Genomic DNA, 22,358 nt, shown 5'->3' with positions numbered 1-22,358 from the left:
AACCATGGCACTTATTGTGGACAAGGCACTGGGCGTCCATCAATACGCCCTGTCGATGCGGATGGAACGCTCCCGCATCCTCGCCAGCAACCTGGCCAACGTTGATACCCCGGGCTACCTGTCCCGTGATTTCGACTTCAAGGCCTCCCTGCAGCGGGTCGCCCGGGAGCTGGACGGCCTCCACAGCGGCCTGCCCGCACCCAGCCTCGATGCCAGCCGGGATCTCAAGTACCGGGTGCCGATGCAACCGTCCGAAGACGGCAACACCGCCGAGCTCGGCGTGGAACAGGCCCAGTTCGCCGCCAACGCGATGGACTTCCAGACCAGCCTGACGTTCCTGAATATGAAAATTTCCGGCCTGCGCAAGGCCATCGACGGATAACGGATCGAGGAGCCACACCATGGCATTCCACAACATCTACGACATTGCCGGCAGCGCCATGCGCGCCCAGTCGGTTCGACTGAACACCGTCGCCTCCAACCTGGCCAACGCCAACAGCGCCGCGGGCAGTGAGGAAGATGCCTTCCGCGCCATCAAGCCGGTGTTCGCCAGCCTCTATCAGAGCCTGGAGACCCGCAGCCCGGTCACCAGCCAGCGTCTGGCCGCCGCCAGTGTCGGCATCGCCGGTGTCACCGAATCCGACCGCGCCATCGAGCGTCGTCACGAGCCCGGCAGCCCCATTGCCGACGGCGACGGCTATGTCTACTACAGCAACGTCAATGTGGTGGAAGAGATGGCAGACATGATGTCGGCGTCGCGCAATTTCCAGACCTCGGTGGACATGGTCAGCCGGGTCAACAGCATGCAGCAGGGCCTGCTGCGCCTTGGCCAGTCCTGAGGGGATAGGGAACCGACATGACCGTTTCAGCCATGCAGAACCGCGAAACCGGCGGCGCGACGAACACCGGCACGACCGCCAACACCATTGCCGGCAATGACAACAGCGCCGCGGGACTGAAAAACGAGTTCCTCACCCTGATGGTGGCGCAGATCAAGAATCAGGACCCGCTTAATCCGTTGGACGGCGCCGAGTACGTCGCCCAGCTGGCCCAGTTCTCCACCGTCGAAGGCATCGAGAACATGGGCAAACTGCAGAACCAGAACAACGTGCTGATGGACACCCTGCAGGTGTTGCAGAGCACCAACCTGGCCGGCAAGCAGGTCAGCATTCCGGTGGATCGCATCAACCTGGATGCGGAAGAGGAACTCACCGGCACCGTGGCCCTGCCCGCCGCCGCCAGTGAGGTGGAAGTCCGTGCCCTCGACGCCGCTGGCAACGTAGTGGAGTCGGTCAATCTGGGCGCCCGCGACGCCGGCGAAACCGCCTTTACTCTGCCGGAGCTGGATGCCGGCCAATACACCCTGGAGGTGATCGCCCGCAACGGCGATGACCTCACCACCTACCCGCCCAAGCTGCAGCGTACCGTTGAGAAAGTCAGCGTGCCGTCCGATGGCAGCGACATCCGCCTGCAGGTTGCCGGCGTGGGCAGTGTTTCCCTGTTCAGTATCAGCGAATTCCTTGGAGGACGTTCATGAGCTACAACATCGGTCTTAGCGGTTTGCGCACCACCAACCAGTCTCTGGATGTGATCTCCCAGAACATTGCCAACGTGTCCACGGCGGGCTTCAAGGCCAGCCGCCCGGAACTGGCCGCACTCTACTCCGGCGGTCAGCCTGGTGGTGTGGAGATGAACAACGTGTCGCAGAACTTCGGCAAGGACGGCAACAAGAACTTCTCCGGCCGTGAGCTGGACATGGCCATCTCCGGCCAGGGCTTCTTCATCGTCAAGGATCAGAACGGCCAGGACCGCTACACCCGCGCCGGCATGTTCAGCAAGGACGCCAACAACTTCGTCACCACCGCCAACGGTATGAAACTCCAGGGTTACGGCGTCAATGCCAACGGCGATCTGGTTCCGGGTGTGCTGACCGACCTCAAGGTACAGGCCGCCACGGTACCGGCCCAGGCCTCCACCAGCCTGGATTTCGTGGCCAACTTCAAGGCCGATGCGCCTGTGCCGGCCGTCGCGCCGCTGGACCCGAACGACACCAACACCTACAACTTTTCCTACTCCAGTGAGGTGTACGACTCCCTTGGCAATGAGCACACCCTGACCAAGTACATGGTGAAAACCGGCGCCAATACCTGGGATGTGCACATGTATATGAACGGCGCCGCCATGGGTGCGCCGACGGCCGTGAACTTCAACTCGGACGGCAGTCTCAATACCCCGGCCGGCCCGGTCGCCCTCACCTATGACCCGAGTGCCACTACTGGCGCGGATGTCATGAACTTTGACCTCAACCTCACTGGCACCACCCAGTACGCCGGTGACTTCGCGGTTACCGCCAACGCCACCGACGGTTTCGCCTCCGGTGACCTGACCGGGCTGCGGGTGGATGAAGATGGCTCCGTCTCGGCGGTGTACACCAACGGCCGCGACCGGCTGCTGGGTCAGGTGATACTGGCCAACTTTGCCAATCCGGGCGGCCTGTCCCAGGCCGACAGCACCACCTGGACCAAATCCTTCGCCTCCGGTGACGCCGTTACCGGCACCGCTGGCACCGGCGCCCTTGGCACCCTGACTCCCGGCGCCTACGAAGGCTCCAACGTCGACCTGACCGGCGAACTGGTGAACCTGATGACCGCCCAGCGCAACTACCAGGCCAACGCCAAGAGCGTCAGCACCGCCGACCAGCTCACCCAGGTGCTGTTCAGCAACATGTAATAGGGCCCGACCATGGAACGTTACCTCTACACCTCAATGAGCGGCGCGCTGCACACCCTCACGGCGCAGCGCATCCACGCCAACAACCTGGCCAACAGCAGCACCACCGGGTTTCGCCGTGATTTCGAACGCGCCGAGACATACCAGGTGAAGGGGGCGGGCCTGGAGACCAAGTACCTGAGCCAGAGCCAGAGTGCGGTCACCGACTTCACCCCCGGGCGACTGGAAACCACCGGCCGCGACCTCGACGTGGGCATCCGCGGCGCCGGCTTCCTGGCGGTGATCGACGAGGCCGGCAACGAGGCCTACACCCGGGTTGGCAACCTCAGTCTCGATGCCGAGGGCCAGCTGCGCATCCGCGGCCGGGAAGTAGTCGGCGCCGGCGGTGGTCAGCTCGCCATTCCCGAATACCAGGCCATCAGCATCGGTGACAACGGCACCATCTCAGTGACGCCCCCCGGCGGTGGCCAGCTGGAAGCCGGTCAGCTGAAACTGGTCAACCCGCCGCTGGACCAGCTCCGCAAGGGTGAAGACGGCCTGTTCCGTCTCGCCGACGGTGAAGCCGCCGCAGCCGACCCGGAGGTTCTGGTGGTGTCGGGCCATCTGGAACAGTCCAACGTCAATCCGGTGGACGAGATGGTCACCACCATGGCGCTGAGCCGAACCTTTGAGATCCAGATGCGAATGATGAAAGCGGCCGACGAGAACTCCAACGCCGGTAACCGACTGGTTCGAGGCGGTTAAGCGGTCACAGACCACTTGGCCAACAGCAATTTTCCGAACCGATAACGATTTCCAGAGATTGAGACAGGAGACAAGTCATGCAGGCAGCACTTTGGGTCGCCAAGACCGGCCTCGCCGCCCAGGACGTCAAGATGGCCACCATTTCCAACAACCTGGCCAACGTCAACACCGTCGGGTTCAAGCGTGACCGGACATCCTTTGAGGACCTGTTCTACCAGATCGAACGTCAGCCCGGCGCCCAGCAGGATTTCCAGAACCAGTTGCCCACCGGCGTTCAGGTTGGTACCGGTGTGCGCCTGGCGGGCACCGAGAAAGTCCACACCCCGGGCAACTTCGAGAACACTGGCCAGGACCTGGATGTGGCCATCGTTGGTAAGGGCTTTTTCCAGATTGAACAGCCCAATGGTGAGCTGGCCTACACCCGTAACGGTCAGTTCCAGCGCAACGCCGAAGGCCTGATGGTCAACACCAGTGGTCTGCCGCTGGTGCCGCAGATCCAGATTCCGGAGGATGCGGTCGGCGTCAGCATTGGCACCGACGGCATTGTGATGGCCAAGCTGGCCGGCGACCCGGTGCCCCAGCAGATCGGCCAGATCGCCACCGTCAATTTCGCCAACCCCGCCGGTCTGGAAGCCCAGGGTGGCAACCTGTTCCTGGAAACCGCCTCCTCCGGCCAGCCGCTGGAAGGCATCCCGGGAGAGAATGCCCTGGGTCCACTGAAGCAGAAGAGCCTGGAAAGCTCCAACGTCTCGGTGGTGGAAGAAATGGTCAGCATGATCGCTACCCAGCGTGCCTACGAGATGAACGCCAAGGTGGTGTCCGCCACTGACGAAATGCTGCGCTTTGCCAGCCAGTCAATGTAAGGAGTTTGCCGTGCGTAGCCTGACCCTCCTGCTCACCCTGGCCAGCCTGCTGCTGGCCGGTTGCCAGAGCGCCCACTACGACGTGGCGGTGCCCCAGCCCGGTGAGGAGGCCTGGGCGCCGACCGTGGTGGATGCCAGTGAAGCCCGACGTGGGCCGGGCAGTCTGTACGCTTCGGCGCAACTGTTTACCCTGTTTCAGGACCGGCGAGCCTATCGCATCGGCGACATCCTCACGGTCACCCTGGATGAGGCCACCGAGTCCTCCAAACGCTCCGGCGCCTCCATGGGCAAGAGCTCCGGGTTGTCGATGGGTGCCCCCACCTTCGGCACCAAGACCATTGAGGAGCTGACCGCGGAACTCAACGCCCAGCGTGAGTTCTCCGGCGAAGCCAGCGCCAATCAGCGCAACTCCCTCAGTGGCTACATCACCGTCACGGTGGCGGATGTCATGGCCAACGGCGTGCTGTCGATCAAGGGCGAGAAATGGCTGCGTCTCAACCAGGGCGATGAGTTCATCCGTCTCAAGGGGCTGGTGCGGGTCGATGACATCGACGACGGCAACCGCATTTCCTCCCAGCGCATTGCCAACGCCCAGATCACCTACGCCGGTCGCGGCTCGCTGGCAGAAGCCAATCAGCCCGGTTGGCTGACCCGCTTCTTCCAGAGCCCCCTGTTCCCGTTTTGAGGTTTGCCATGAGAACCCTGCTTAGCTGCCTGCTGTTACTGCTCACCCTCTCCGCCGAGGCCCGGTCACTGATGGACCTGGTGGACGTCAAAGGCCTGCGCCAGAACCAGCTGATCGGCTATGGCCTGGTGGTCGGCCTGACCGGCACCGGCGACCGTAACCAGGTGCGTTTCACCAGCCAGTCGATGACCAACATGCTCAAGCAGTTTGGTGTACAGCTGCCGGAGAACGTCGATCCCAAGCTGCGCAACGTCGCCGCGGTCTCGGTGCACGCCACCCTGTCCAGCGTCGCCAGCAGCGGCCAGACCCTCGACGTGACGGTGTCCTCCATCGGCGACGCCAGCAGCCTGCAGGGCGGCACCCTGCTGCTGACGCCCCTGCACGGGGTCGACGGCGAGATCTACGCAGTCGCCCAGGGCAACCTGGTGGTGGGCGGGCTGGGGGCCCGTGGCCGCGACGGCTCCTCGGTGCAGGTCAACATCCCCACCGTTGGCATCATTCCCGAGGGCGCCATCATTGAGCAGGAAGTGCCGGTGCAGGAACAGCTGCCGCAACAGGTCACCCTGACCCTGAAAGCGCCCCATTACCGCACCGCCCGTAACGTTGAGCTGGCCATCAACCGGGTCTTTGGTCCGGGCGTGGCCGCCGCCCAGGATTCCGGCCGTATCCACGTCAATGCACCGGTGCAGCCAGACCAGCGGGTGGTGTTCATGTCGATGCTGGAAGACATCGATGTGGAGGAAGGCCGCAACCGTCCACGGGTGGTGTTCAACAGCCGCACCGGCACCCTGGTCATGGGCCAGGGAGTGAAGGTACACAAGTCGGCGGTCAGCCACGGCAACCTCACCGTAACCATTTCCGAGGACACCAACGTGTCCCAGCCCCGGGCCTTTGGTAACGGTCGCACCGTTGCCACCCCGGACTCCCGCATCAACGTCGAGCAGGAGCGGCCCCACATGTTCGTGTGGCCCGAAGGCACCGACCTGGACACCATTGTGCGGGCGGTCAACAGTCTGGGCGCGGCGCCCAGTGACATCATGTCGATCCTCCAGGCGCTGGACGAAGCCGGTGCCCTGGAAGGTGACCTGGTCGTGATCTGAGTAAGGAATCAAGATGAGCCGTATCGATACCACGACGCCAACGTTTTACCAGGACACCTCCAAGCTCAAGCAGCTCAAGGGCCGCGAAGGCCTGGAAGCGGCCGCTAGCGAGTTTGAGGCGATGTTCCTGCAGATGGTGCTGAAGAACATGCGCAGCGCCACCGAGGCCATTGCTGACGACAACAGTCCCTTCAGCAGCCAACAGCAGCAGTTCTACCAGCAGATGGCCGACGGCCAGCTGGCCAGCGACATGGCCAAACGCGGCAGCATGGGCCTGGCCGATGCCCTGGTACAGCAGCTCGGTGGTCACACTGGCACCGAATCGCCGGAGCCATTAAAGAATTCCGGGCCGGTGGTCGCTTCTCCCTCTGTGAACTCGGCGGCCTTTCAACAGCCCCTTAACCGGCCGCACGACAAGGAGACCTAACCACCATGAGCCTGCTGCTGAACGGTCTGTCCGGCCTGTCCGCGTCCCAGAAAGTACTGGAGGTCGCCAGCCAGAACATCGCCAACCTGAACACCCCGGGTTACACCCGGCAGGACGCCGTGCTGATGTCACGGGGCGGCGGCAGTGACCGGCTCAGCAGCGGCAATGGCGTGGAAGTCACCGCCATCCGCCGGATCGCCGATGACTACCGGGTGGCGACCCTGTGGCGGGCCAGCAGCCAGTTCGGGTACGACGACCGCATGCAGACTCTGGTGCAGCAGGTGGAAGGCATCGTCGGCAGCGACGAACTCTCCGTCAACAAAGGGCTCGACACCCTGTTTGCCGCCTTCAACGCCGCCACCGAGGCCCCCCAGTCCATCGCCACCCGTCAGCAGATCCTCGCCAGTGCCAGCGCGCTGGCGGACCGCTTCAACCAACTGGCTCACAACCTCGACATCCAGCAGCGGCAGATCGACGAACAGGCGGTGGCGATGACCGCCACCATCAACAGCCAGACCGCCAGCATCGCCCGCCTCAACGAGCGCATTGCCGATGTCCAGGCCCGCGGTGGCAACACCGCCCAGCTTCAGGACCAGCGTGACCTGGCGATCAAGGAATTGGCCGGTCACATGGAGCTGCGAACCCAGGCGTTTCCGGATGGCCGGGTCAACGTCACGCTGTCCAGTGGCCAGCCCCTGGTGCTGGGCAACAAGTCCGCCACGCTGGATTTCAGCGGCGGCACCCTCAGCCTGGAGCTGGAAGGCCAGAACTTCCCGGTGGACCAGCCGGGCGGTGAAATGGGGGCCCTGCTGACCTACCGCGACGTGACCCTGGCGGACATCCGGGGCCGCCTCGACACCCAGGCCCAGGATCTCGCCGACCAGATCAACAACCAGCTGGCGGCCGGCTTCGACCTCAACGGCAACCCGGGTGCCGCGCTGTTCCAGTACGACCCGGCGTCGCCCTCCGGCACCCTTGAACTCAACCCGGCGATCACTCCCGAGGAACTGGCGTTCATTGGCGATGACGGCAGCGGCAACCCGGTCGGCGGCAGCGGTGACAACAGCAACCTGCTCGACGTCGTGGCCCTGAAGACCGGTTTCTACGACAACTTCAGCGGACTGGTCGGCGACATCGCCATCGGCAGCGCCCAGGCTCAGGCCCAGGCGGATGCCAGCCAGTCACTGCTGCACGACGCCCAGAACCAGCGCGACTCGGTCAGTGGCGTCAACCAGGATGAAGAGGCGATCCGGCTGATGACCTTTACCCAGGCCTACCAGGCCAACGCCAAGGTCATCAGCACCGCCGATCAGGTCTTCAACACCTTACTGGGGATGTTCTAATGCGCGTCAGTAGCGGCCAGTTAAACCAGATCGTTCTGCAGGGGCTGCGCCAGCAGGACAAATCCTACGCCGATGTGATGACCCAGATGAGCTCGGGACTGCGGATCAACCGCATCTCCGACGATCCCCTGGGCACCGTCAGCCTGATTGGCCTGGAGCGGGAACAGACCAGTTACCAGCAGTACCGGGACAACGCCACCCGGGTCATGAGCCGGATGGAGCAGAGCGAAACCTACCTCGACACCAGCTTCAATGCGCTGCTGCGGGTTCAGGATCTGGCGCTGGCCGCCAGTAACGATTCCGCCACCAATGACGACCGCCAGGCACTGGCGTCGGAGCTGCGGACCCTCAAGGATACTCTGGTGAACTTTGCCAATGCCCGGGACGAAGAGGGCAACTACCTGTTCAGTGGCAGTCAGTTGGGTACCGCGCCGGTGTCCGATACCGGCGCCGGCCTGGCCTACCAGGGCGACAACCTGCGACGGGAAGTGCCCGTTGCCCAGGGCGTGACCCTGGCCGCCAACGAGACCATCGAATCGGTCTATTTCAACGGCGGCAACTTCTTCACCGACCTGGAAAACTTCATCACCGATCTGGAAACCGGCAGTGCCACCCTGGATACCACAGGTCCGGCGATGCTGGATGCCATTGACCGCACCGTCAACGGCATCGGTCAGAAGCTGACGGAGGTGGGGTCGCGCATCAAGAGCGCGAAGAGTCTGGATATGGCCCAGGAGGACCTCGCCCTTACCAACGAAAAGATCCGTGGTAAGATCCAGGATCTGGATTACCTGGATGCCATGGGCCGGGTCAGCCAGATCGAGCTGGCGATGAACACCACCCAGAAGACGTACAGCAAACTCAGTCAGTTGAGCCTGTTCAATCACCTCTAGGCGTTGCCATGAAACCCGAGCTGCCTGTCAATCGCGCTTCCGCGCCCCACCGCCCCAATTCCGGGGTACAGGGACCGTCTGGCCCGAGCAGCAGCGATAAGGCGCCAAGCACCCAGGCAGACCGGCGGGAGCACAGCGCCATGGCGGTGCGGGTCGAGCGGCACGGCCGCTGGGACCTGCTGGGCCGGGCCCAGAGCCAGCTATCCCATCTGCAGGGCGCGGAAAAGGCGGTGGTCGACAGCTACCGCGAGCTGCTGCAACTGATGCGCCAACTGGAACGCAGCCAGACTCGCGGCGACCAGCTCTCCTCACGGGTCGCCGACCTTCGCAAGCAGCTTAACCAGACTCCACACCTGGACGGCAATCTCAGACTCCAGCACCGGGAAGGACCACAACAGGTCAGCTACCTGCTGGACCGGGTCGACCTGCTCAGCCCCCGCCCCCAGGGCGAGCGTCTCAACATCCAGCTGCCCAATGGTCAGCCCCTCACCCTGCAACTGGCCGCCAACAGCAGCCCGGATGATCAGCTCCGGCAACTGCAACAGGCTTTCGAGCCCCATGGACTGAAAGCCGACCGCAACGACCAGGGGCAACTGCGGCTGCGCGGGGCCGAGGCTTTGTTATCCTCACCCTGGGTGTTCCGGGGCCAGGGCATCCGGGTACCGGCGGGCAATCCGGTGCCGATCCAGCTGGGCGCGGAACCAGACCAGCTGTCGCAGCTCCAGGCCGGCCTCGACAAGGGCAACGTCCAAGCGGAAAAACAACGCCTGCGAGACCTGCTCAGCACCCTGGAGCAGCAGCGCCGCACCCTGGAGAATCAGCGCCAGCAATTGCTGCGGCAGATTTCCCAGCTACGCACGTCCGACACCGGCCAGACCGAACAGCATCTGGAACTCAGCGGCGCGGTCCGCCAGACCCTGCAGAACGGCGATTTCACGCTTCAGCTCAATACCCTGATGGCGCAGGCCAACGTCTCCCGTTTTTCGGTCGTTGCTCTGCTCGGTCGCTGAAGCCGTCCGGATTCGGCAATCCCGACCAACACATCTCCGTTTTCTTCACACCACTTTCTTCAGAACAATCTCGCCGCGCCCATCCTGCCAAGATCGACCAGCAACAAAACCAAGCCCAAGCCACTGTTTTTAAATCACATTCACACCAACAACATTCGGTAACAAAACCCTCGCATTTTATTGCAGGAAGAATTTCAGTTTCCCCAGCCACTGGCCGCTCTTCTTCCCATGAGACAACGCAACACCGCCAACGCGGTACGACCCAAGACACAGGAGAACCATCATGGGACTGTCCATCCACACCAACTTCGCTTCCCTGGTTACCCAGAACACCCTGAACAAGAACAACGGCATGCTCTCCACCGCGATGGAGCGTCTGGGCACCGGCCTGCGCATCAACAGCGCCGCTGACGACGCTGCCGGCCTGCAGATTGCCAACCGTCTGAACGCTCAGACCCGCGGCATGGAAGTCGCCCAGCGCAACTCCCAGGACGCCATCAGCATGCTGCAGACCGCTGACGGCGCGCTCGACGAGATCTCCAGCATCGCCTTCCGCATGAAAGACCTGGCCACCCAGTCTGCCAACGGCACCAACAACGCTGACGACCGTGCCGCCCTGGATGCGGAATACCAGGAGCTGACCGCGGAAGTGACCCGGATCATGCAGGAAACCAGCTACGGCGGCGAGACCCTGCTGGAAGGCGGCACCCTGGCGGCTGCAGTCACCTTCCAGATCGGTGCCGGCTCCGGTGAAGACCTGGCCCTGGACGCCTCCAGCGGTGTTGCCGCAGTCACTGCCGCATACGGCGCCCTGACTGACATCACCACCCAGGCCAACGCCGACACCAACATCGATGCTGCCGACACCCTGATCGACGCCGTTGGCTCTGTTCGCGCCAAGCTGGGTGCCAACGTCAACCGTCTCGAGCACACCATCAACAACCTGGCCTCCATCAGCCAGAACACCGAAGCCGCCAAAGGGCGGATCATGGATGCGGACTTCGCCACCGAAAGTTCCAACATGACCAAACAGCAGATGCTGATGCAGTCCGGCATCTCGGTTCTGGGCAACGCCAACCAGATGAGTGGCCTGGTCACTTCCCTGCTGCGCTAAGCCCCGGCATTCCCCGCTTGAGCCCCACCCGGGGCTCTCGCTTTTATCAGCGGGGAATCTCTGATTGTGTCCCGCGCGCCACTGTCGCAGGACACAACCAAAGGTTCCCGGGCCAACCAAGGAGACCCGACCATGATCAACGGCAGCACTGACGTTCAGTCCCTCGCCCTGCAGTTCATGCAGGCCGACCGGGCATCCCAGGACCAGTTCTTCGCCCAGCGCCAGAACGCCTACCAGACCCAACTCAAGGCCTACCAGGCGTTGACCAGCAAGATCAATGAGCTGCACTCAACCATCGATGCCCTGGCGGACAAGAACAGTCTGGAAGCCTACAGCGTGACCCAGTCCGCCGAAGGCTACGCCGACATTACCGCCAGCGGTAACGCCGCCTCCGGCCAGTACCAGATCAACATCGATCAGCTTGCCACCGCCCACCAGGTCGCTCTGGACTTTGCCTCCGAGACCGATCCGGTGGCCACCAGCGGCCAGCTGACCCTTGGCCTTGGCGGCGACACCTTCAACATCGACATGGCCAGCCTGGGCGCCGGAGCCGACCTCACCGACCTGCGGGATGCCATTAACGCCCACGCCGACAACCCGGGGGTACAGGCATCCATCGTTCGGACCGGCGGTGCGGTCAAACTGATGCTGACCAGCGAGGAAACCGGCGCCGCCAACGTGGTATCGATGACCACCAATGGCGATCCCGCCATGGCGGACATCCAGACCGCCATCGACAATCACACCGAGCTGAGCCAGGCCCAGGATGCCCGTATCTATCTGGGGGCCAACCAGTCGCTGGAGCTGACCTCAGCCTCCAACAGCTTCGACAACGCCATTGATGGCCTCACCATCGACCTGAAAAAGACTCACGCCACCGCCGGGGATGTGCTGACCTTCACCGTCGGCCAGGACGGTGAAGCCACCCGCGAGCAGTTACAAACCCTGGTGGATGGTTACAACGCCATTGTCGATACTGTGAGCCAGAAGGGCGTGACCGGCGACAGCACCGCACGCATGCTGGTGCAGCAGCTGCGGCGTGAACTCAGCGGGTCCGGCATCAGTGGTCTGGGTCTGGAGTTCAACATGTCCGGCAAGCTGACCCTGGAGAGCGGCCGTCTGGACGACGCCCTGGCCGCCAACCCCGATGCCCTGACTGAAACCTTCGGCGGCGACACTGGTCTGCTCGCCAAGCTGGATGCCCGCCTCGACACCTTCACCAAGGGTGACGACTCGCTGCTGAAGAGTTCCAGCAATGCGGTCCAGTCCAGTCTCGACCAACTGCAGGACCGGATGGACCGGTTCGACCTGCGGATGGAGCAGACCTACAACCGCTACGTCAACCAGTTCAGCCAGATGCAGAGCCTGGTCATGCAGATGCAGCAGACCGCCGGCCTGTTCTAAGCCATTTATTCACAGGTGAGACCATGATCGACGATACCGGCTACGACGCCTATCAACACGCCCAGGTGGAAGCCCGTGCGGCTTCGGCCGATCCCCATCAGCTGGTGCTGATGCTGGTGGACGGTCTGCTGGACGAACTGGCCCGCATCGAAGGGCATCTGGCCGCGGGCAATCTGGAGCGCAAGGCCGAATCCGTTACCCGCTGCATGGACATCCTTGGTGGCCTGGATACCGCCCTGGATCTGGAAAATGGCGGTCCCATCGCGGAGGAACTGCACCGGCTGTACGACTTCTGCGGCCGCCAGCTGTTTGATGTCAGCGTCAAGAACGACCCGGCCGGACTCAAGGTGGTACACCAGGTGATGTCCGACCTGCGGGAGGGCTGGCAGGCCATGGCGGCCTGATTACCGCCACTTCCGGTCGCTTCCGCCGGGGCGGAAAACTCACTTCCTCCCCGGCCCACCCTCTCCAGCAACCCATTGATTCTTATAGCCAATCAAGTTGGCACACCCCCTGCTTAGCAAAGTCAGATCGCAGCACCGGGCGCAGGCCCAAGGTATCGCTGGCGCCACTGCCGGCACCACTGGATGTGACAGGACACCCGCAATGAGCACACGGCTTACGGATTCCATACAGCAACTGGCAACCCAGCTTCGCGCCGCCACCGATGATCAGGACTGGGCCCGCCTGGAAGGGCTGGACCGTCAGGTCAACGAGCTGCTGCAACGGACCCGGCCGATGCCGTCAACGCTGAACGGTGCGCTCGCCGAACTGCAGCAGGCACACCGTTACGCCATGACCTGGGCCACGCGCCACGCCGAAGCCCTGGGTGAGCGGCTGCAACGGATGCAGGATCACAGCGAGGGCCTGCGGGCGTACGAACAGATGGAGGGGCAACCATGATCAGCTTCGGCTCAGCGCCACCGTCTAGCTCGGGCTCAACGCACTCATCCGCTCCGGCCACCGGTTTCCGCCAGTCCCAGGGCAGCGCGACGGATGCCCCGACTGGCCCCTTCCAGGCGTTGATGGGTGCCACGCCGGCGACCAGCGGATCACCAGGCAAGGAGACAACACTGGACGGTTTCCGCACCGCCGATGCCTCTTCCGACGGCTCTTCCGACGCCTGGGCGGATCTGCCGACATCAGCCGACGCCAGCCGCGGCGGTGCGGCAGCAGGCGAGCCAGCCAGCGAGGATGCCGATGCCCTCCTCGCCGACGCGCCCGGGGCAGACCAGGACACCGGCGCAGACGCCGCGGAGGCAATCCATCCGGCCGCGGGTAACGAGCGGGCCTTCCGACAAACGCCAGTGCCCCCGGCCTCGACGGCCCCGGGCACCGAACCGAACGCGGCCGGCCAAACCGCGGCCCGGGCGCTCGCCGTCCCGGGCAGTGACGCCACCGCCGGTCCGGTTCGGCCCCAGGCTCCGACCGTTACCACAAGTGCCACAACAACGGCAGAGCGGGCCACCACCGACACCGGTCGTCCGCTCACCGCGGCGCCCAACAGTCTGGAAACCCGGGCACCACTGCCCAACGGCGGTAGCGGCTCCGGCAACGGGTTTGAGGCGCTGCTGGCCAGTGCCCGCCGGGAAGCCAGCGGTTCCGGCGCCCAGACCGGCGCGGTGACCAACCCGGCCGCCGATGCCCGTCCCGACGGTCTGGCCGCCAGCCAGCGCCTGACACCGGCGGCGGAGTGGGCCCCGGTCAAGGTGGATACCCAACATATCCAGTGGAGCCGCGACCTCGCGGCCGCACTGGGTGACCGGCTGCAGATGCAGGTCAGCCAGCAGGTCAAGGAAGCCAGCGTGCGTCTTGATCCGCCGGAGCTGGGGCGGATTGAGCTGACCGTACGGATGGACGGCGATCGCCTCAACATCCAGCTCCACGCCAGCAATGGCCAGGTCCGTGACCTGCTGTCCCAGCATGCGGAACGCCTGCGCATGGACCTGATGGCCCAGAACGGCCAGACCGTCGATGTCCAGGTGGGCCAGCACAGTGGTGGCGAACGTCACGGCCACAACCAGCCACAGCCGGCCGAACGGATCATCGCCAACACCACCGCGACACCCGATGACCGCGACCATTCACCGACACCGTCAGACCGCTGGCTCAGTACCAGCGCTTGAGGAGAACCAGTACCGTGAACAGACATCAACAGGCCGGGGCCATGAACAAGATGCTGATGATCGTCATCAGCCTGATCCTGCTGCTGTTGCTGACCGTGGTCGGTGGCGGCGCCTGGGCGGTCTCCAGCGGCCGGCTGGACCTGTCCAGCCTGTTCCAGGAACCACCACCGCCACCGGTGCAGATGAGCGAGACACCGCTGTTCAAGGATCTGGACAAGTTTGTGGTCAGTCTGGCCAATGAGCGGACCCAGCATTACATGATGCTGGAGCTGTCCCTGGTCAGCCACGACCCACGCATGCCGGAGCAGGCCGAGGCGCTGAACTCGGTGATCCGCAACGCCCTGCTCAAACAGTTCGCCGGCATGACCCGCAGCGAGGTGCGGGAACAGATGGCGGCCGTGGACCAGCTCCAGGCCCAGTTGCAAACCAGCCTGGTGGCGGCCGCCGAAAGCTACGGCCAGCCCCTGGCCATTGAAGAGGTTCTGGTCACCAACGTGGTGATCCAGTAGGAGAACGCGCCATGCAGACCGCCTACGCCACCAGTTCCCAGGGAGAGGATTTCGCCGCCCGCGAGAGCCAACTGCTGCACCGCTTCGCCTACCTGGTCAAGCGGGCCTGCAGCCACCTGCGCAGCCAGGTCAGTGCCAGTTTCAATCAGGAAGACTTCGAACAGGTCGGCCTGATGGGCCTGCTGGAGGCCATCCGCCGCTACGGTGAGCCGGATGAGGCGTTTGAGAGCTTCGCCTTCAAACGCATCCGCGGCGCCATTCTCGACGAATTGCGGCGGCAGGACTGGCGACCACGGCGGGTCCGCCAGGCCAGCCATGACCTGAACCACCATCATCGCACCCTGTTCAACCAGCTGGGTCGCGAGCCCACGGACGAAGAGCTGGCCGAGGCCGCCGGCGTCACCACGGCCCAGGTCCGGGAGATCCGTTACGACAGCCAGGCGGAAGAAATGCAGTGCCTGGACGACTGGCTGGCCAAAGGCGGCGACGTTGGCAGCCACAGCCTCGCCCGCACCGAACTGCAGCGCACCATTGCCTCCGCCCTGGCCCAGATGCCGGAACGGGAGCGGCTGCTCATTGCCCTGTACTACCAGCACGAACTCAATATGAAAGAGATCGCGCTGACCCTGGGGCTGACCGAATCCCGGGTTTGCCAGTTGCACAAAGAGTGCCTGGCCCAACTCAACCGCCTGCTGGGGGAATAACACGCTATGCAGATCATCATTGGCCTTGTCATCGTACTTGCCGGCGTGTTCGGCGGCTTCATCATGGCCAGCGGCAAGCTGGCGGCGTTCTGGCAACCGGCAGAGCTGGTAGTGATCCTCGGGGCCGGCCTGGGTTCGATGATTGTCGGCAACTCCAAGGTGGTGCTGAAGGATTGCCTGCGCCAGCTCAAGGGCCTGTTTGGCGGCAAGGAAGACGAGGCGGAGAAAACCCGCCAGTTTCTGATGCTGATGCACCACCTGCTGGACGCCATTCGCCAGAATGGTCTGCTGGTGCTGGACGAACACGTCGAGGAACCGTTTGAAAGCCCCTGGTTCCAGCAATACCCGCTGGTGCTGGCCGATCCGATTCTGGTCAACTTTATTGCCGACAACCTGCGTATGCTGTCCATGGGAAAGGCCAACGCCCATGAGGTGGAAGCCCTGCTGGAGCAGGAAATCATGGCGATCGAGGATGACCTGCTAAAGCCCTCCAAAGCGCTGCATCGCACCGGTGAAGCCATGCCCGGGTTCGGTATCCTGGCGGCAGTTGGCGGCATCATCATTACCATGCAGTACCTCGACGGCCCGCTGGCCACCATCGGCCTGCACGTAGCCGCGGCGCTGGTGGGTACCTTCATCGGCATCTTTTTCTGTTACGGCGTGCTGGAACCGGCCGCCTCGGCGCTGCATGAGAAGGTTCACCGTCATGTCTCACTGCTGGAGGCGGTCAAGGCCATCCTCACCGCGCAGTTGGAGGGCAAGGCCCCGTTGCTGGCGGTGGATGCCGGTCGGCGGGTACTGGAGCTGGACATCAAACCGTCCTTTGCGACCCTGGAAAACTGGATCGACGACGCTGACGGTGATGAAGCCGGCTTCGAAGAGCCAGCGCGCGAGGCCGCCTGATGCGCACCCAGCAAACGGTTGTCATTAAACGGGGCGGCCGTCGACGCAACGACGACTCCGGCGGTGGCGGCGCCTGGAAAGTGGCCTTTGCCGACTTCACCATGGCGATGATGGCGCTGTTCCTGATCCTGTGGATTCTCTCCGCGTCGACGCAACAGGAACGGGAAGTGGTGTCCAGCACCCTGCGTAACTACTCGATCTTCGATGGCCAGCCCAACCCCTTTGAACTGGGCAACAGTCCCCATCCGTTCGACCTGGAGGGCTATCCCTCACTGATCCAGGGGATCGCCAGCGAAATCCTTACCAGCGGTAACCACGGCGTGGGCACCTCGCTGCACAATCAACAGCGGCAAGACGGCCTCAAGATGTCTGGCACTGGCGATGGCACCAGCCTCGACAGCATCTTTGAATCCCCCTTCCCGGACCTGGCCACACTGCAGGTGATGGCCGATGTGATGGAGGAGATGGGGCGCCAGTTGGGTGCCATGGACAACCTCGCCATCGATCTGGTCCCCCAGGGGCTGCGGATTCGGCTGCAGGACAACGACAACCGCCAGATGTTCGAGCGTGGCGGGGCCGCCATGCATCCCTTCTTTGAGGACATGCTGCTGGCCCTGGCTCCGGTCTTTGGGCGCATCAACAACGGCCTGGTGATCTCCGGCCATACCGACACCGTGCCCTACCAGGGCCGCCAGTACGGCAACTGGGAGCTCTCCGGAGATCGAGCGCTGTCCGCCCGGCGGGTCCTGATGGCCGGCGGCGCGCCGGCGGACCGCTTCCTGCAGGTAGTGGCGATGTCGGATCGCACCCTGGCCAATCCGGATGATCCCACCGCCAGCGCCAATCGGCGCATCGAAATCCTGGTCCTGACCGAACAGGCGCAGGCGGAACTGATGGGCCTGTTCGACGCCAGTCAGTCCGACAGCGAGATCAACCAGGCCCGGGAGCAGGCCCGCCAGAACCAGCCGGTCACCCGCTGAGCCGCCGGCTTCGCCCCTCGGAACACGAGCTGCGGAGTTTTCAGTGGTGATCCGGCGTTTATCGGAGGCTCGCTAAAGTTTCGCCCCCATGCGGTCGCTTATTGATCAGTAATGGGGGAATCCCAGCCTTCCGGGGCCATCACCACAACGCCTGCGCCTACCATCTATACTGTTGGCCAGACGCATCGGCGCCCCGGACCGGCACACCGATGCCCCTCCCGCAACCGCAGAGGCCGGACGCCATCCGGCGGGTGAGCGCGCATGGCACGAGTGATACAGGCCCGACGGGTCGCCCTGAGCCAGAAGATCATTGTCTACCTGGTCATCCTCAATCTGATCCTGGTGATCGCCTACCTTTCCCTGGCAGGCGGGCTGCGCCTGCCGGCGGCAGCGCTGATTCCGGCACTGCTGGTGTTCTACAACATGCTGTTGAGCTGGCTGGTGATCCGCCGCTCCCGCCGTCTGGGCGACCGCCCGATGCTCTACACCATGGTGTTCAGTGTGCTGTTGCTGGGCGTTGGGTTGCTGTCAAAGCTGTTTGGTTAACAGTGCGCCAGAGGCCCATTCGCGTCTACCGACCGGCGCGGTTCTACGCCAGCCACCAGACGCGCTATAATCCGCCGACATTCGACAGCTCAACAGGAACCGGCTGATATGGCTTCCGAACTGGTCTCACCGGCGATGCAGACCCGCGCCAGGGACTATGCCCACCTGCTTCGACTCGACCGTCCCATCGGCAGCGTACTGCTGCTCTGGCCCACCTACTGGGCCCTGTGGCTGGCAGCGGACGGCATTCCCGCCCTCGGCAACCTGGTGGTGTTCACCCTCGGGGTGTTCCTGATGCGCGCAGCCGGCTGTGCCATCAACGACTTTGCCGACCGCAAGGTCGACGGCCACGTTAAACGCACCAAGGATCGCCCGTTGGCCTCCGGCCGAGTCAAACCCGTCGAAGCGGTGGGGCTGTTTGCCGGCCTGTCGCTGGTGGCGTTTCTGCTGGTGGTACTGTTCACCAACGCGCTAACGCTCTACCTGTCCTTCGGCGGCCTGCTGCTGGCGTTCATCTACCCGTTCATGAAACGCTACACCCACCTGCCCCAGCTGTTCCTGGGGGCGGCGTTCTCCTGGGCCATTCCCATGGCCTGGGCGGCGGAGTCCGGTGACATCAGCCGCCTGGCCTGGCTGCTGTTCACCGCCAATGTGCTGTGGACGGTCGCCTATGACACCCTCTACGCCATGGTGGACCGGGACGACGACCTCAAGATCGGGGTGAAATCCACCGCCATTCTGTTTGGTGACGCCGACCGGGCCATTATTGGCGGCCTGCAGGCGATGGTGGTACTGGTACTGGCGGTGGTGGGGCTCCAGGCCAAACTGGGATTGGCGTTCTACCTGGGACTGGTGGCCATGGCGTGCCTGTTTCTCTATCAACAGCACCTGGCCCGCAACCGGGAGCGTGACGGCTGCTTCAAAGCCTTCCTCAACAACAACTGGGCCGGGATGGTGGTGTTCCTGGGGCTGTTCATCGATCGCCTGTGACGAACCGGTTGCAACGGCAACTGTCATATACCTGTAACAGTAGGCGGTTGTAATGAGGCAGCAACAAAGAAGCTATCACGGGAGATTGTGACCCGCTCCCACACCGCTTCCGAACCCCGTCTGATACAGGTTATTGCTCATGTCTGGAAAAACTGTCCTGATCGTTGACGATGAGGCGCCGATCCGCGAAATGATCGCCGTTGCCCTCGAGATGGCAGACTACAACTACCTGGAGGCAGAGGATGCCCGCCAAGCGCATGCCCTGATCATCGACAAACAGCCGGACCTGGTCCTCCTGGACTGGATGCTGCCCGGCACCAGCGGCGTCGAACTGGCCCGCCGGCTGAAGAAAGAAGAGGCCACGGCGGAAATCCCCATCATCATGCTGACCGCCAAGGTTGAGGAGGACAACAAGATCCAGGGCCTGGAAGTCGGCGCCGACGACTACATCACCAAGCCCTTCTCCCCGCGGGAGCTGGTCGCCCGCCTGAAGGCAGTGCTGCGACGCGCCACCCCACCGGGTGTGGAAAGCCCGATTGAAGTGGACGGCCTGACTCTGGACCCGGTCGGCCACCGGGTCACCACCGCTGAGGGCGCCCTCAATATGGGCCCCACCGAGTACCGACTGCTACAGTTCTTCATGACACACCAGGAGCGCGTGTACACCCGCTCCCAACTGTTGGACCAGGTCTGGGGCGGCAATGTCTACGTTGAGGAACGTACGGTGGACGTCCATATCCGCCGGTTGCGCAAGGCCCTCGGGGAAAAGTACGATCACCTGATCCAGACTGTACGGGGTACCGGCTACCGTTTCTCCACCCGGGCCGCGTAGGTCATTTCCTCGCCGCCATACGATGGACAGCCCATGCAACACAACTGGTCACGCTATCTGCGACTGATCGTCGGCTTTCTTATTGCGACCACTGGCATCGGCCTGTTCTTCGGACAGCCGGTGCTGGGCCTGCTGACCGGCCTGATCATCTACCTGATCTGGACTCTGGTGCAGGCCCGCAAGCTCTACCACTGGCTGGCCAACCCCACCACCGCCGACGGCGCACCAGAAAGTCTGGGCATGTGGGGAGACATCTTCGACGGCCTCCACAAAATGCACCAGCATCACCTGCTCACCAGGGATCGGCTGGTGGCGCAGATCAACCGTATTCAGGAATCCACCAACGCCATGCGGGACGGCGTGATCATGACCGACTCCCGCGGTATTCTGGAATGGTGGAACGGCTCAGCAGAGCACCTGCTGGGATTCCAGCGCCAGTCGGACCGGGGCCAGCATATCCACAACCTGATCCGTACACCGGCGTTCAAGTCCTACTTCGACGCCCGCGACTATCGCGAACCGCTGGACATGCGATCGCCCTCCAAGCCCCATATTCACCTGCAGGTACAGATCAGTCTGTTCGGTGACGACGACCGCCTGATCGTGGCCAAGGATGTCACCCGGCTGTTCCAGCTGGAACAGATGCGGCGGGACTTCGTCGGCAACGTGTCCCACGAGATGCGCACTCCACTGACTGTCATCAGCGGCTATCTGGAAACCCTGGTGGACAACGCCGACGACCTGCCGCCGAAGTGGCGCCGGGCCATCAACACCATGGATCAGCAGGCTTCCCGCATGGAGGCGCTGATCACCGATCTGATCCTGTTGTCAAAGATTGAAACCGGCGAGAACACCATCTCCGACAGCACCACCGACGTTCAGGCGCTGATCAGTCAGGTGTGCCATGACGCCCAGGCCCTGAGCGGAGAGCAGCAGCACGAGATCACCGTGGAGGTGGGCGAGCGGCGGTTGTTACGGGGCGACGAGAGCCAAATTCGCAGCGCCTTCTCGAACCTGATTTTCAATGCCGTGAAGTACACCCCGGCTGGCGGGCGGATTGACGTGCGCTGGTACACCGATCGTCAGGGCGCTCACCTGGCGGTGAAGGACACCGGTATCGGCATCGACCCGATTCACATTCCGCGCCTGACCGAACGCTTCTACCGCGCCGACCCGAGCCGCCACAAGGAAACCGGTGGCACCGGCCTGGGCCTGGCCATCGTCAAGCACGTGCTGCTCAACCACGATGGCAATCTGGAGATCCAGAGCCGGATCGGCGAGGGCAGCACCTTCATCTGCCACTTCCCCCGTGAACGACTGGTAGAAGTGCCGCCAGAACGGGCCAACACGGACCTGGCGAACCACTAACCGCCGGCACGGAAGCGGGCAATGAAACGGGACAGGTCCTCCAGCTTCTGGGGGTCCTCGTCCACAAACCGCACCACCACACTGACGAAGTCGGTGTCCTGTCGCTTGTCCACTGCCTGTAACTGATGGACATAACCGTTGAGCCGGGCCATCTGGCCTTCCGCTACTTCAATGTCCACCACGGCCTGGTCGAGAATGCCAGGAAAGTCCTGGTCGCGTTTGGCAATGACCCGCACTTCGTTGAGGGTAATATCCTTGACCACCGACCGCAGCGTACTCTCGGCGAAGCGCACCGAGGCCACGCTCAGCGGCGCCTTGGTCGGACGCGCCTTGCTCGCCGGTGGCTGGCTGGACGCAGCACCCCGCAGCAACGGATTGTCCGCCGGGACGGCGGGGGATTTGGGCGACTCGGCGGGCTCCCGCTTCTGGGTCAGCAGCGAGGCCGACTCCTTGAACGCGTCCGCCGGGCTGGCCATCGATTTGCCACTGCGCGACATGGCTTCCTTCAGGCGCTTGCCCATCACCTTGATGATCTTCTTGCTCAGGCCCTCCGGACTGAACGGCTTGCCCAGGTATTCAGACACCCCCTGCTTGACCGCTTCAATGACATGGTCCTTGTCGCCACGACTGGTGATCATGATGAATGGCACTTTCTGGTACTGCGGCTGCTCCCGCATCCACTGCAACAGCTCCAGACCGGTCATCTCCGGCATTTCCCAGTCGCACAGTATCAGGTCGAAGGTCGTCCTCGACATCAGTGACTGGGCACGTTTGCCATTGGCTGCCTCGGTCAGCTCCATCACCGGAAATCGCTGGCGAACCGTCCGTTTCACCAGATCGCGCACGAAGCTGGCATCATCCACCACCAACGCCTTCAACACTGCCATAGAGAGAACCTTTATCGAGAGAACTTTTGTCGAGAGAACTTTTGTCGAGAGAACTTTTGTCGAGAGAACTTTCGTCGAGCAAACCTGTCGTTCGTTATCGGTATGGGTAACGGTCTGAACACAGTAGCCGTCCGTACACGGTAACTGTCTGTGCGCGGCAACAGTCCGCACACGGTAACTATAGAACAAACCATTCAAGC

Annotated in this window: 26 protein-coding genes; 25 read left to right on the top strand and 1 reads right to left on the bottom strand. The window is 63.3% G+C overall.

All coding sequences use genetic code 11. The features are described 5' to 3' along the window. The first annotated feature begins 4 nt into the window (after positions 1–4). From flgB to phoR, 25 genes are all read left to right on the top strand, one after another. A complete protein-coding gene (gene flgB / locus J2887_RS01810) occupies positions 5–382 on the top strand; it encodes a flagellar basal body rod protein FlgB (protein ID WP_227173757.1) in 378 nt (125 codons plus the stop codon). 19 nt (positions 383–401) lie between these two features. Continuing rightward, positions 402–839, top strand: coding sequence for a flagellar basal body rod protein FlgC (gene flgC, locus J2887_RS01805; RefSeq protein WP_227173756.1), 438 nt, complete (start codon positions 402–404; stop codon positions 837–839). A gap of 17 nt (positions 840–856) precedes the next feature. Further along, complete coding sequence (locus J2887_RS01800; RefSeq protein ID WP_227173755.1) at positions 857–1,537, top strand: flagellar hook capping FlgD N-terminal domain-containing protein; 681 nt, start codon at positions 857–859, stop codon at positions 1,535–1,537. Next, complete coding sequence (gene flgE / locus J2887_RS01795; RefSeq protein WP_227173754.1) at positions 1,534–2,730, top strand: flagellar hook protein FlgE; 1,197 nt, start codon at positions 1,534–1,536, stop codon at positions 2,728–2,730. The genes J2887_RS01800 and flgE overlap by 4 nt, the downstream gene beginning before the upstream one ends. 12 nt (positions 2,731–2,742) lie before the next feature. After that, entirely contained in the window at positions 2,743–3,474 is a 732-nt protein-coding gene (locus J2887_RS01790) for a flagellar basal body rod protein FlgF (RefSeq protein ID WP_227173753.1), read from the top strand. A 77-nt stretch (positions 3,475–3,551) separates the two neighbouring features. Further along, on the top strand, positions 3,552–4,337 hold the full coding sequence (gene flgG / locus J2887_RS01785) for a flagellar basal-body rod protein FlgG (RefSeq protein ID WP_227173752.1): 786 nt from the start codon (positions 3,552–3,554) through the stop codon (positions 4,335–4,337). A 10-nt stretch (positions 4,338–4,347) separates the two neighbouring features. Beyond that, a complete protein-coding gene (flgH, locus tag J2887_RS01780) occupies positions 4,348–5,022 on the top strand; it encodes a flagellar basal body L-ring protein FlgH (RefSeq protein ID WP_227173751.1) in 675 nt (224 codons plus the stop codon). Positions 5,023–5,030: 8 nt separating this feature from the next. Beyond that, a complete protein-coding gene (locus J2887_RS01775; RefSeq protein WP_227173750.1) occupies positions 5,031–6,122 on the top strand; it encodes a flagellar basal body P-ring protein FlgI in 1,092 nt (363 codons plus the stop codon). A gap of 13 nt (positions 6,123–6,135) precedes the next feature. Further along, positions 6,136–6,549 (top strand): rod-binding protein, encoded by a 414-nt coding sequence (locus J2887_RS01770; RefSeq protein ID WP_227173749.1) that lies wholly within the window; start codon positions 6,136–6,138, stop codon positions 6,547–6,549. A 5-nt stretch (positions 6,550–6,554) separates the two neighbouring features. Continuing rightward, positions 6,555–7,892 (top strand): flagellar hook-associated protein FlgK, encoded by a 1,338-nt coding sequence (flgK, locus tag J2887_RS01765; RefSeq protein WP_227173748.1) that lies wholly within the window; start codon positions 6,555–6,557, stop codon positions 7,890–7,892. Continuing rightward, the gene (flgL, locus tag J2887_RS01760; RefSeq protein WP_227173747.1) at positions 7,892–8,785 is read left to right on the top strand and encodes a flagellar hook-associated protein FlgL; all 894 of its coding nucleotides are present in this window, start codon (positions 7,892–7,894) and stop codon (positions 8,783–8,785) included. Before flgK ends, flgL begins: the two co-directional genes overlap by 1 nt. A gap of 8 nt (positions 8,786–8,793) precedes the next feature. Continuing rightward, complete coding sequence (locus J2887_RS01755; protein ID WP_227173746.1) at positions 8,794–9,795, top strand: hypothetical protein; 1,002 nt, start codon at positions 8,794–8,796, stop codon at positions 9,793–9,795. Positions 9,796–10,078: 283 nt separating this feature from the next. After that, on the top strand, positions 10,079–10,909 hold the full coding sequence (lafA, locus tag J2887_RS01750; RefSeq protein WP_227173745.1) for a lateral flagellin LafA: 831 nt from the start codon (positions 10,079–10,081) through the stop codon (positions 10,907–10,909). Between the two features lie 132 nt (positions 10,910–11,041). Further along, positions 11,042–12,313, top strand: coding sequence for a flagellar filament capping protein FliD (gene fliD, locus J2887_RS01745; RefSeq protein WP_227173744.1), 1,272 nt, complete (start codon positions 11,042–11,044; stop codon positions 12,311–12,313). Positions 12,314–12,336: 23 nt separating this feature from the next. Continuing rightward, positions 12,337–12,717: a flagellar export chaperone FliS gene (fliS, locus tag J2887_RS01740; RefSeq protein ID WP_227173743.1), complete on the top strand. Its 381-nt coding sequence runs from the start codon at positions 12,337–12,339 to the stop codon at positions 12,715–12,717. Positions 12,718–12,919: 202 nt separating this feature from the next. Then, a complete protein-coding gene (locus J2887_RS01735; protein ID WP_227173742.1) occupies positions 12,920–13,216 on the top strand; it encodes a hypothetical protein in 297 nt (98 codons plus the stop codon). Further along, positions 13,213–14,439, top strand: coding sequence for a flagellar hook-length control protein FliK (locus J2887_RS01730; protein WP_227173741.1), 1,227 nt, complete (start codon positions 13,213–13,215; stop codon positions 14,437–14,439). Before J2887_RS01735 ends, J2887_RS01730 begins: the two co-directional genes overlap by 4 nt. 14 nt (positions 14,440–14,453) lie before the next feature. Next, positions 14,454–14,948, top strand: a complete 495-nt coding sequence (locus tag J2887_RS01725) for a flagellar basal body-associated FliL family protein (protein WP_227173739.1) — start codon at positions 14,454–14,456, stop codon at positions 14,946–14,948. Between the two features lie 11 nt (positions 14,949–14,959). Continuing rightward, positions 14,960–15,652 carry a FliA/WhiG family RNA polymerase sigma factor gene (gene fliA / locus J2887_RS01720; RefSeq protein WP_227173737.1) on the top strand — a complete coding sequence of 231 codons (693 nt, stop codon included), beginning with the start codon at positions 14,960–14,962 and terminating at the stop codon, positions 15,650–15,652. A 6-nt stretch (positions 15,653–15,658) separates the two neighbouring features. Further along, positions 15,659–16,555 (top strand): flagellar motor stator protein MotA, encoded by an 897-nt coding sequence (motA, locus tag J2887_RS01715; RefSeq protein WP_227173735.1) that lies wholly within the window; start codon positions 15,659–15,661, stop codon positions 16,553–16,555. Continuing rightward, the gene (locus J2887_RS01710) at positions 16,555–17,535 is read left to right on the top strand and encodes a flagellar motor protein MotB (RefSeq protein WP_227173733.1); all 981 of its coding nucleotides are present in this window, start codon (positions 16,555–16,557) and stop codon (positions 17,533–17,535) included. Before motA ends, J2887_RS01710 begins: the two co-directional genes overlap by 1 nt. 261 nt (positions 17,536–17,796) lie before the next feature. Continuing rightward, the gene (locus tag J2887_RS01705) at positions 17,797–18,081 is read left to right on the top strand and encodes a hypothetical protein (RefSeq protein ID WP_227173731.1); all 285 of its coding nucleotides are present in this window, start codon (positions 17,797–17,799) and stop codon (positions 18,079–18,081) included. Positions 18,082–18,189: 108 nt separating this feature from the next. Beyond that, positions 18,190–19,071 (top strand): 4-hydroxybenzoate octaprenyltransferase, encoded by an 882-nt coding sequence (ubiA, locus tag J2887_RS01700; protein WP_227173729.1) that lies wholly within the window; start codon positions 18,190–18,192, stop codon positions 19,069–19,071. Between the two features lie 139 nt (positions 19,072–19,210). Continuing rightward, on the top strand, positions 19,211–19,903 hold the full coding sequence (gene phoB, locus J2887_RS01695; RefSeq protein WP_227173727.1) for a phosphate regulon transcriptional regulator PhoB: 693 nt from the start codon (positions 19,211–19,213) through the stop codon (positions 19,901–19,903). A 33-nt stretch (positions 19,904–19,936) separates the two neighbouring features. Beyond that, positions 19,937–21,271, top strand: a complete 1,335-nt coding sequence (gene phoR / locus J2887_RS01690; protein ID WP_227173725.1) for a phosphate regulon sensor histidine kinase PhoR — start codon at positions 19,937–19,939, stop codon at positions 21,269–21,271. Here phoR and J2887_RS01685 read toward each other — a convergent pair. Continuing rightward, on the bottom strand, positions 21,268–22,158 hold the full coding sequence (locus J2887_RS01685) for a response regulator (RefSeq protein ID WP_227173723.1): 891 nt from the start codon (positions 22,156–22,158) through the stop codon (positions 21,268–21,270). The two genes, phoR and J2887_RS01685, sit on opposite strands and share 4 nt — an antisense overlap. Positions 22,159–22,358: the final 200 nt, after the last annotated feature.

It is taken from the genome of Marinobacter sp. CA1 (assembly GCF_020546665.1).
Taxonomy (GTDB): Bacteria; Pseudomonadota; Gammaproteobacteria; order Pseudomonadales; family Oleiphilaceae; genus Marinobacter; species Marinobacter xestospongiae.
Note: the sequence above shows the minus strand (reverse complement) of the source record. Positions and strands in the feature narration are given on the sequence as shown.

Bases quoted from the DNA above. Each gene is read 5' to 3' on its own strand.
- motA (WP_227173735.1), top strand. From the start codon at position 15,659: ATGCAGATCATCATTGGCCTTGTCATCGTACTTGCCGGCGTGTTCGGC.
- phoB (WP_227173727.1), top strand. From the start codon at position 19,211: ATGTCTGGAAAAACTGTCCTGATCGTTGACGATGAGGCGCCGATCCGC.
- J2887_RS01685 (WP_227173723.1), bottom strand. From the start codon at position 22,158: ATGGCAGTGTTGAAGGCGTTGGTGGTGGATGATGCCAGCTTCGTGCGC.
- fliS (WP_227173743.1), top strand. From the start codon at position 12,337: ATGATCGACGATACCGGCTACGACGCCTATCAACACGCCCAGGTGGAA.
- flgE (WP_227173754.1), top strand. From the start codon at position 1,534: ATGAGCTACAACATCGGTCTTAGCGGTTTGCGCACCACCAACCAGTCT.
- J2887_RS01730 (WP_227173741.1), top strand. From the start codon at position 13,213: ATGATCAGCTTCGGCTCAGCGCCACCGTCTAGCTCGGGCTCAACGCAC.
- flgB (WP_227173757.1), top strand. From the start codon at position 5: ATGGCACTTATTGTGGACAAGGCACTGGGCGTCCATCAATACGCCCTG.
- lafA (WP_227173745.1), top strand. From the start codon at position 10,079: ATGGGACTGTCCATCCACACCAACTTCGCTTCCCTGGTTACCCAGAAC.
- flgL (WP_227173747.1), top strand. From the start codon at position 7,892: ATGCGCGTCAGTAGCGGCCAGTTAAACCAGATCGTTCTGCAGGGGCTG.
- J2887_RS01800 (WP_227173755.1), top strand. From the start codon at position 857: ATGACCGTTTCAGCCATGCAGAACCGCGAAACCGGCGGCGCGACGAAC.
- phoR (WP_227173725.1), top strand. From the start codon at position 19,937: ATGCAACACAACTGGTCACGCTATCTGCGACTGATCGTCGGCTTTCTT.
- flgK (WP_227173748.1), top strand. From the start codon at position 6,555: ATGAGCCTGCTGCTGAACGGTCTGTCCGGCCTGTCCGCGTCCCAGAAA.
- flgC (WP_227173756.1), top strand. From the start codon at position 402: ATGGCATTCCACAACATCTACGACATTGCCGGCAGCGCCATGCGCGCC.
- J2887_RS01790 (WP_227173753.1), top strand. From the start codon at position 2,743: ATGGAACGTTACCTCTACACCTCAATGAGCGGCGCGCTGCACACCCTC.
- J2887_RS01705 (WP_227173731.1), top strand. From the start codon at position 17,797: ATGGCACGAGTGATACAGGCCCGACGGGTCGCCCTGAGCCAGAAGATC.
- J2887_RS01770 (WP_227173749.1), top strand. From the start codon at position 6,136: ATGAGCCGTATCGATACCACGACGCCAACGTTTTACCAGGACACCTCC.
- fliD (WP_227173744.1), top strand. From the start codon at position 11,042: ATGATCAACGGCAGCACTGACGTTCAGTCCCTCGCCCTGCAGTTCATG.
- J2887_RS01735 (WP_227173742.1), top strand. From the start codon at position 12,920: ATGAGCACACGGCTTACGGATTCCATACAGCAACTGGCAACCCAGCTT.
- J2887_RS01710 (WP_227173733.1), top strand. From the start codon at position 16,555: ATGCGCACCCAGCAAACGGTTGTCATTAAACGGGGCGGCCGTCGACGC.
- ubiA (WP_227173729.1), top strand. From the start codon at position 18,190: ATGGCTTCCGAACTGGTCTCACCGGCGATGCAGACCCGCGCCAGGGAC.
- J2887_RS01755 (WP_227173746.1), top strand. From the start codon at position 8,794: ATGAAACCCGAGCTGCCTGTCAATCGCGCTTCCGCGCCCCACCGCCCC.
- J2887_RS01775 (WP_227173750.1), top strand. From the start codon at position 5,031: ATGAGAACCCTGCTTAGCTGCCTGCTGTTACTGCTCACCCTCTCCGCC.
- flgG (WP_227173752.1), top strand. From the start codon at position 3,552: ATGCAGGCAGCACTTTGGGTCGCCAAGACCGGCCTCGCCGCCCAGGAC.
- fliA (WP_227173737.1), top strand. From the start codon at position 14,960: ATGCAGACCGCCTACGCCACCAGTTCCCAGGGAGAGGATTTCGCCGCC.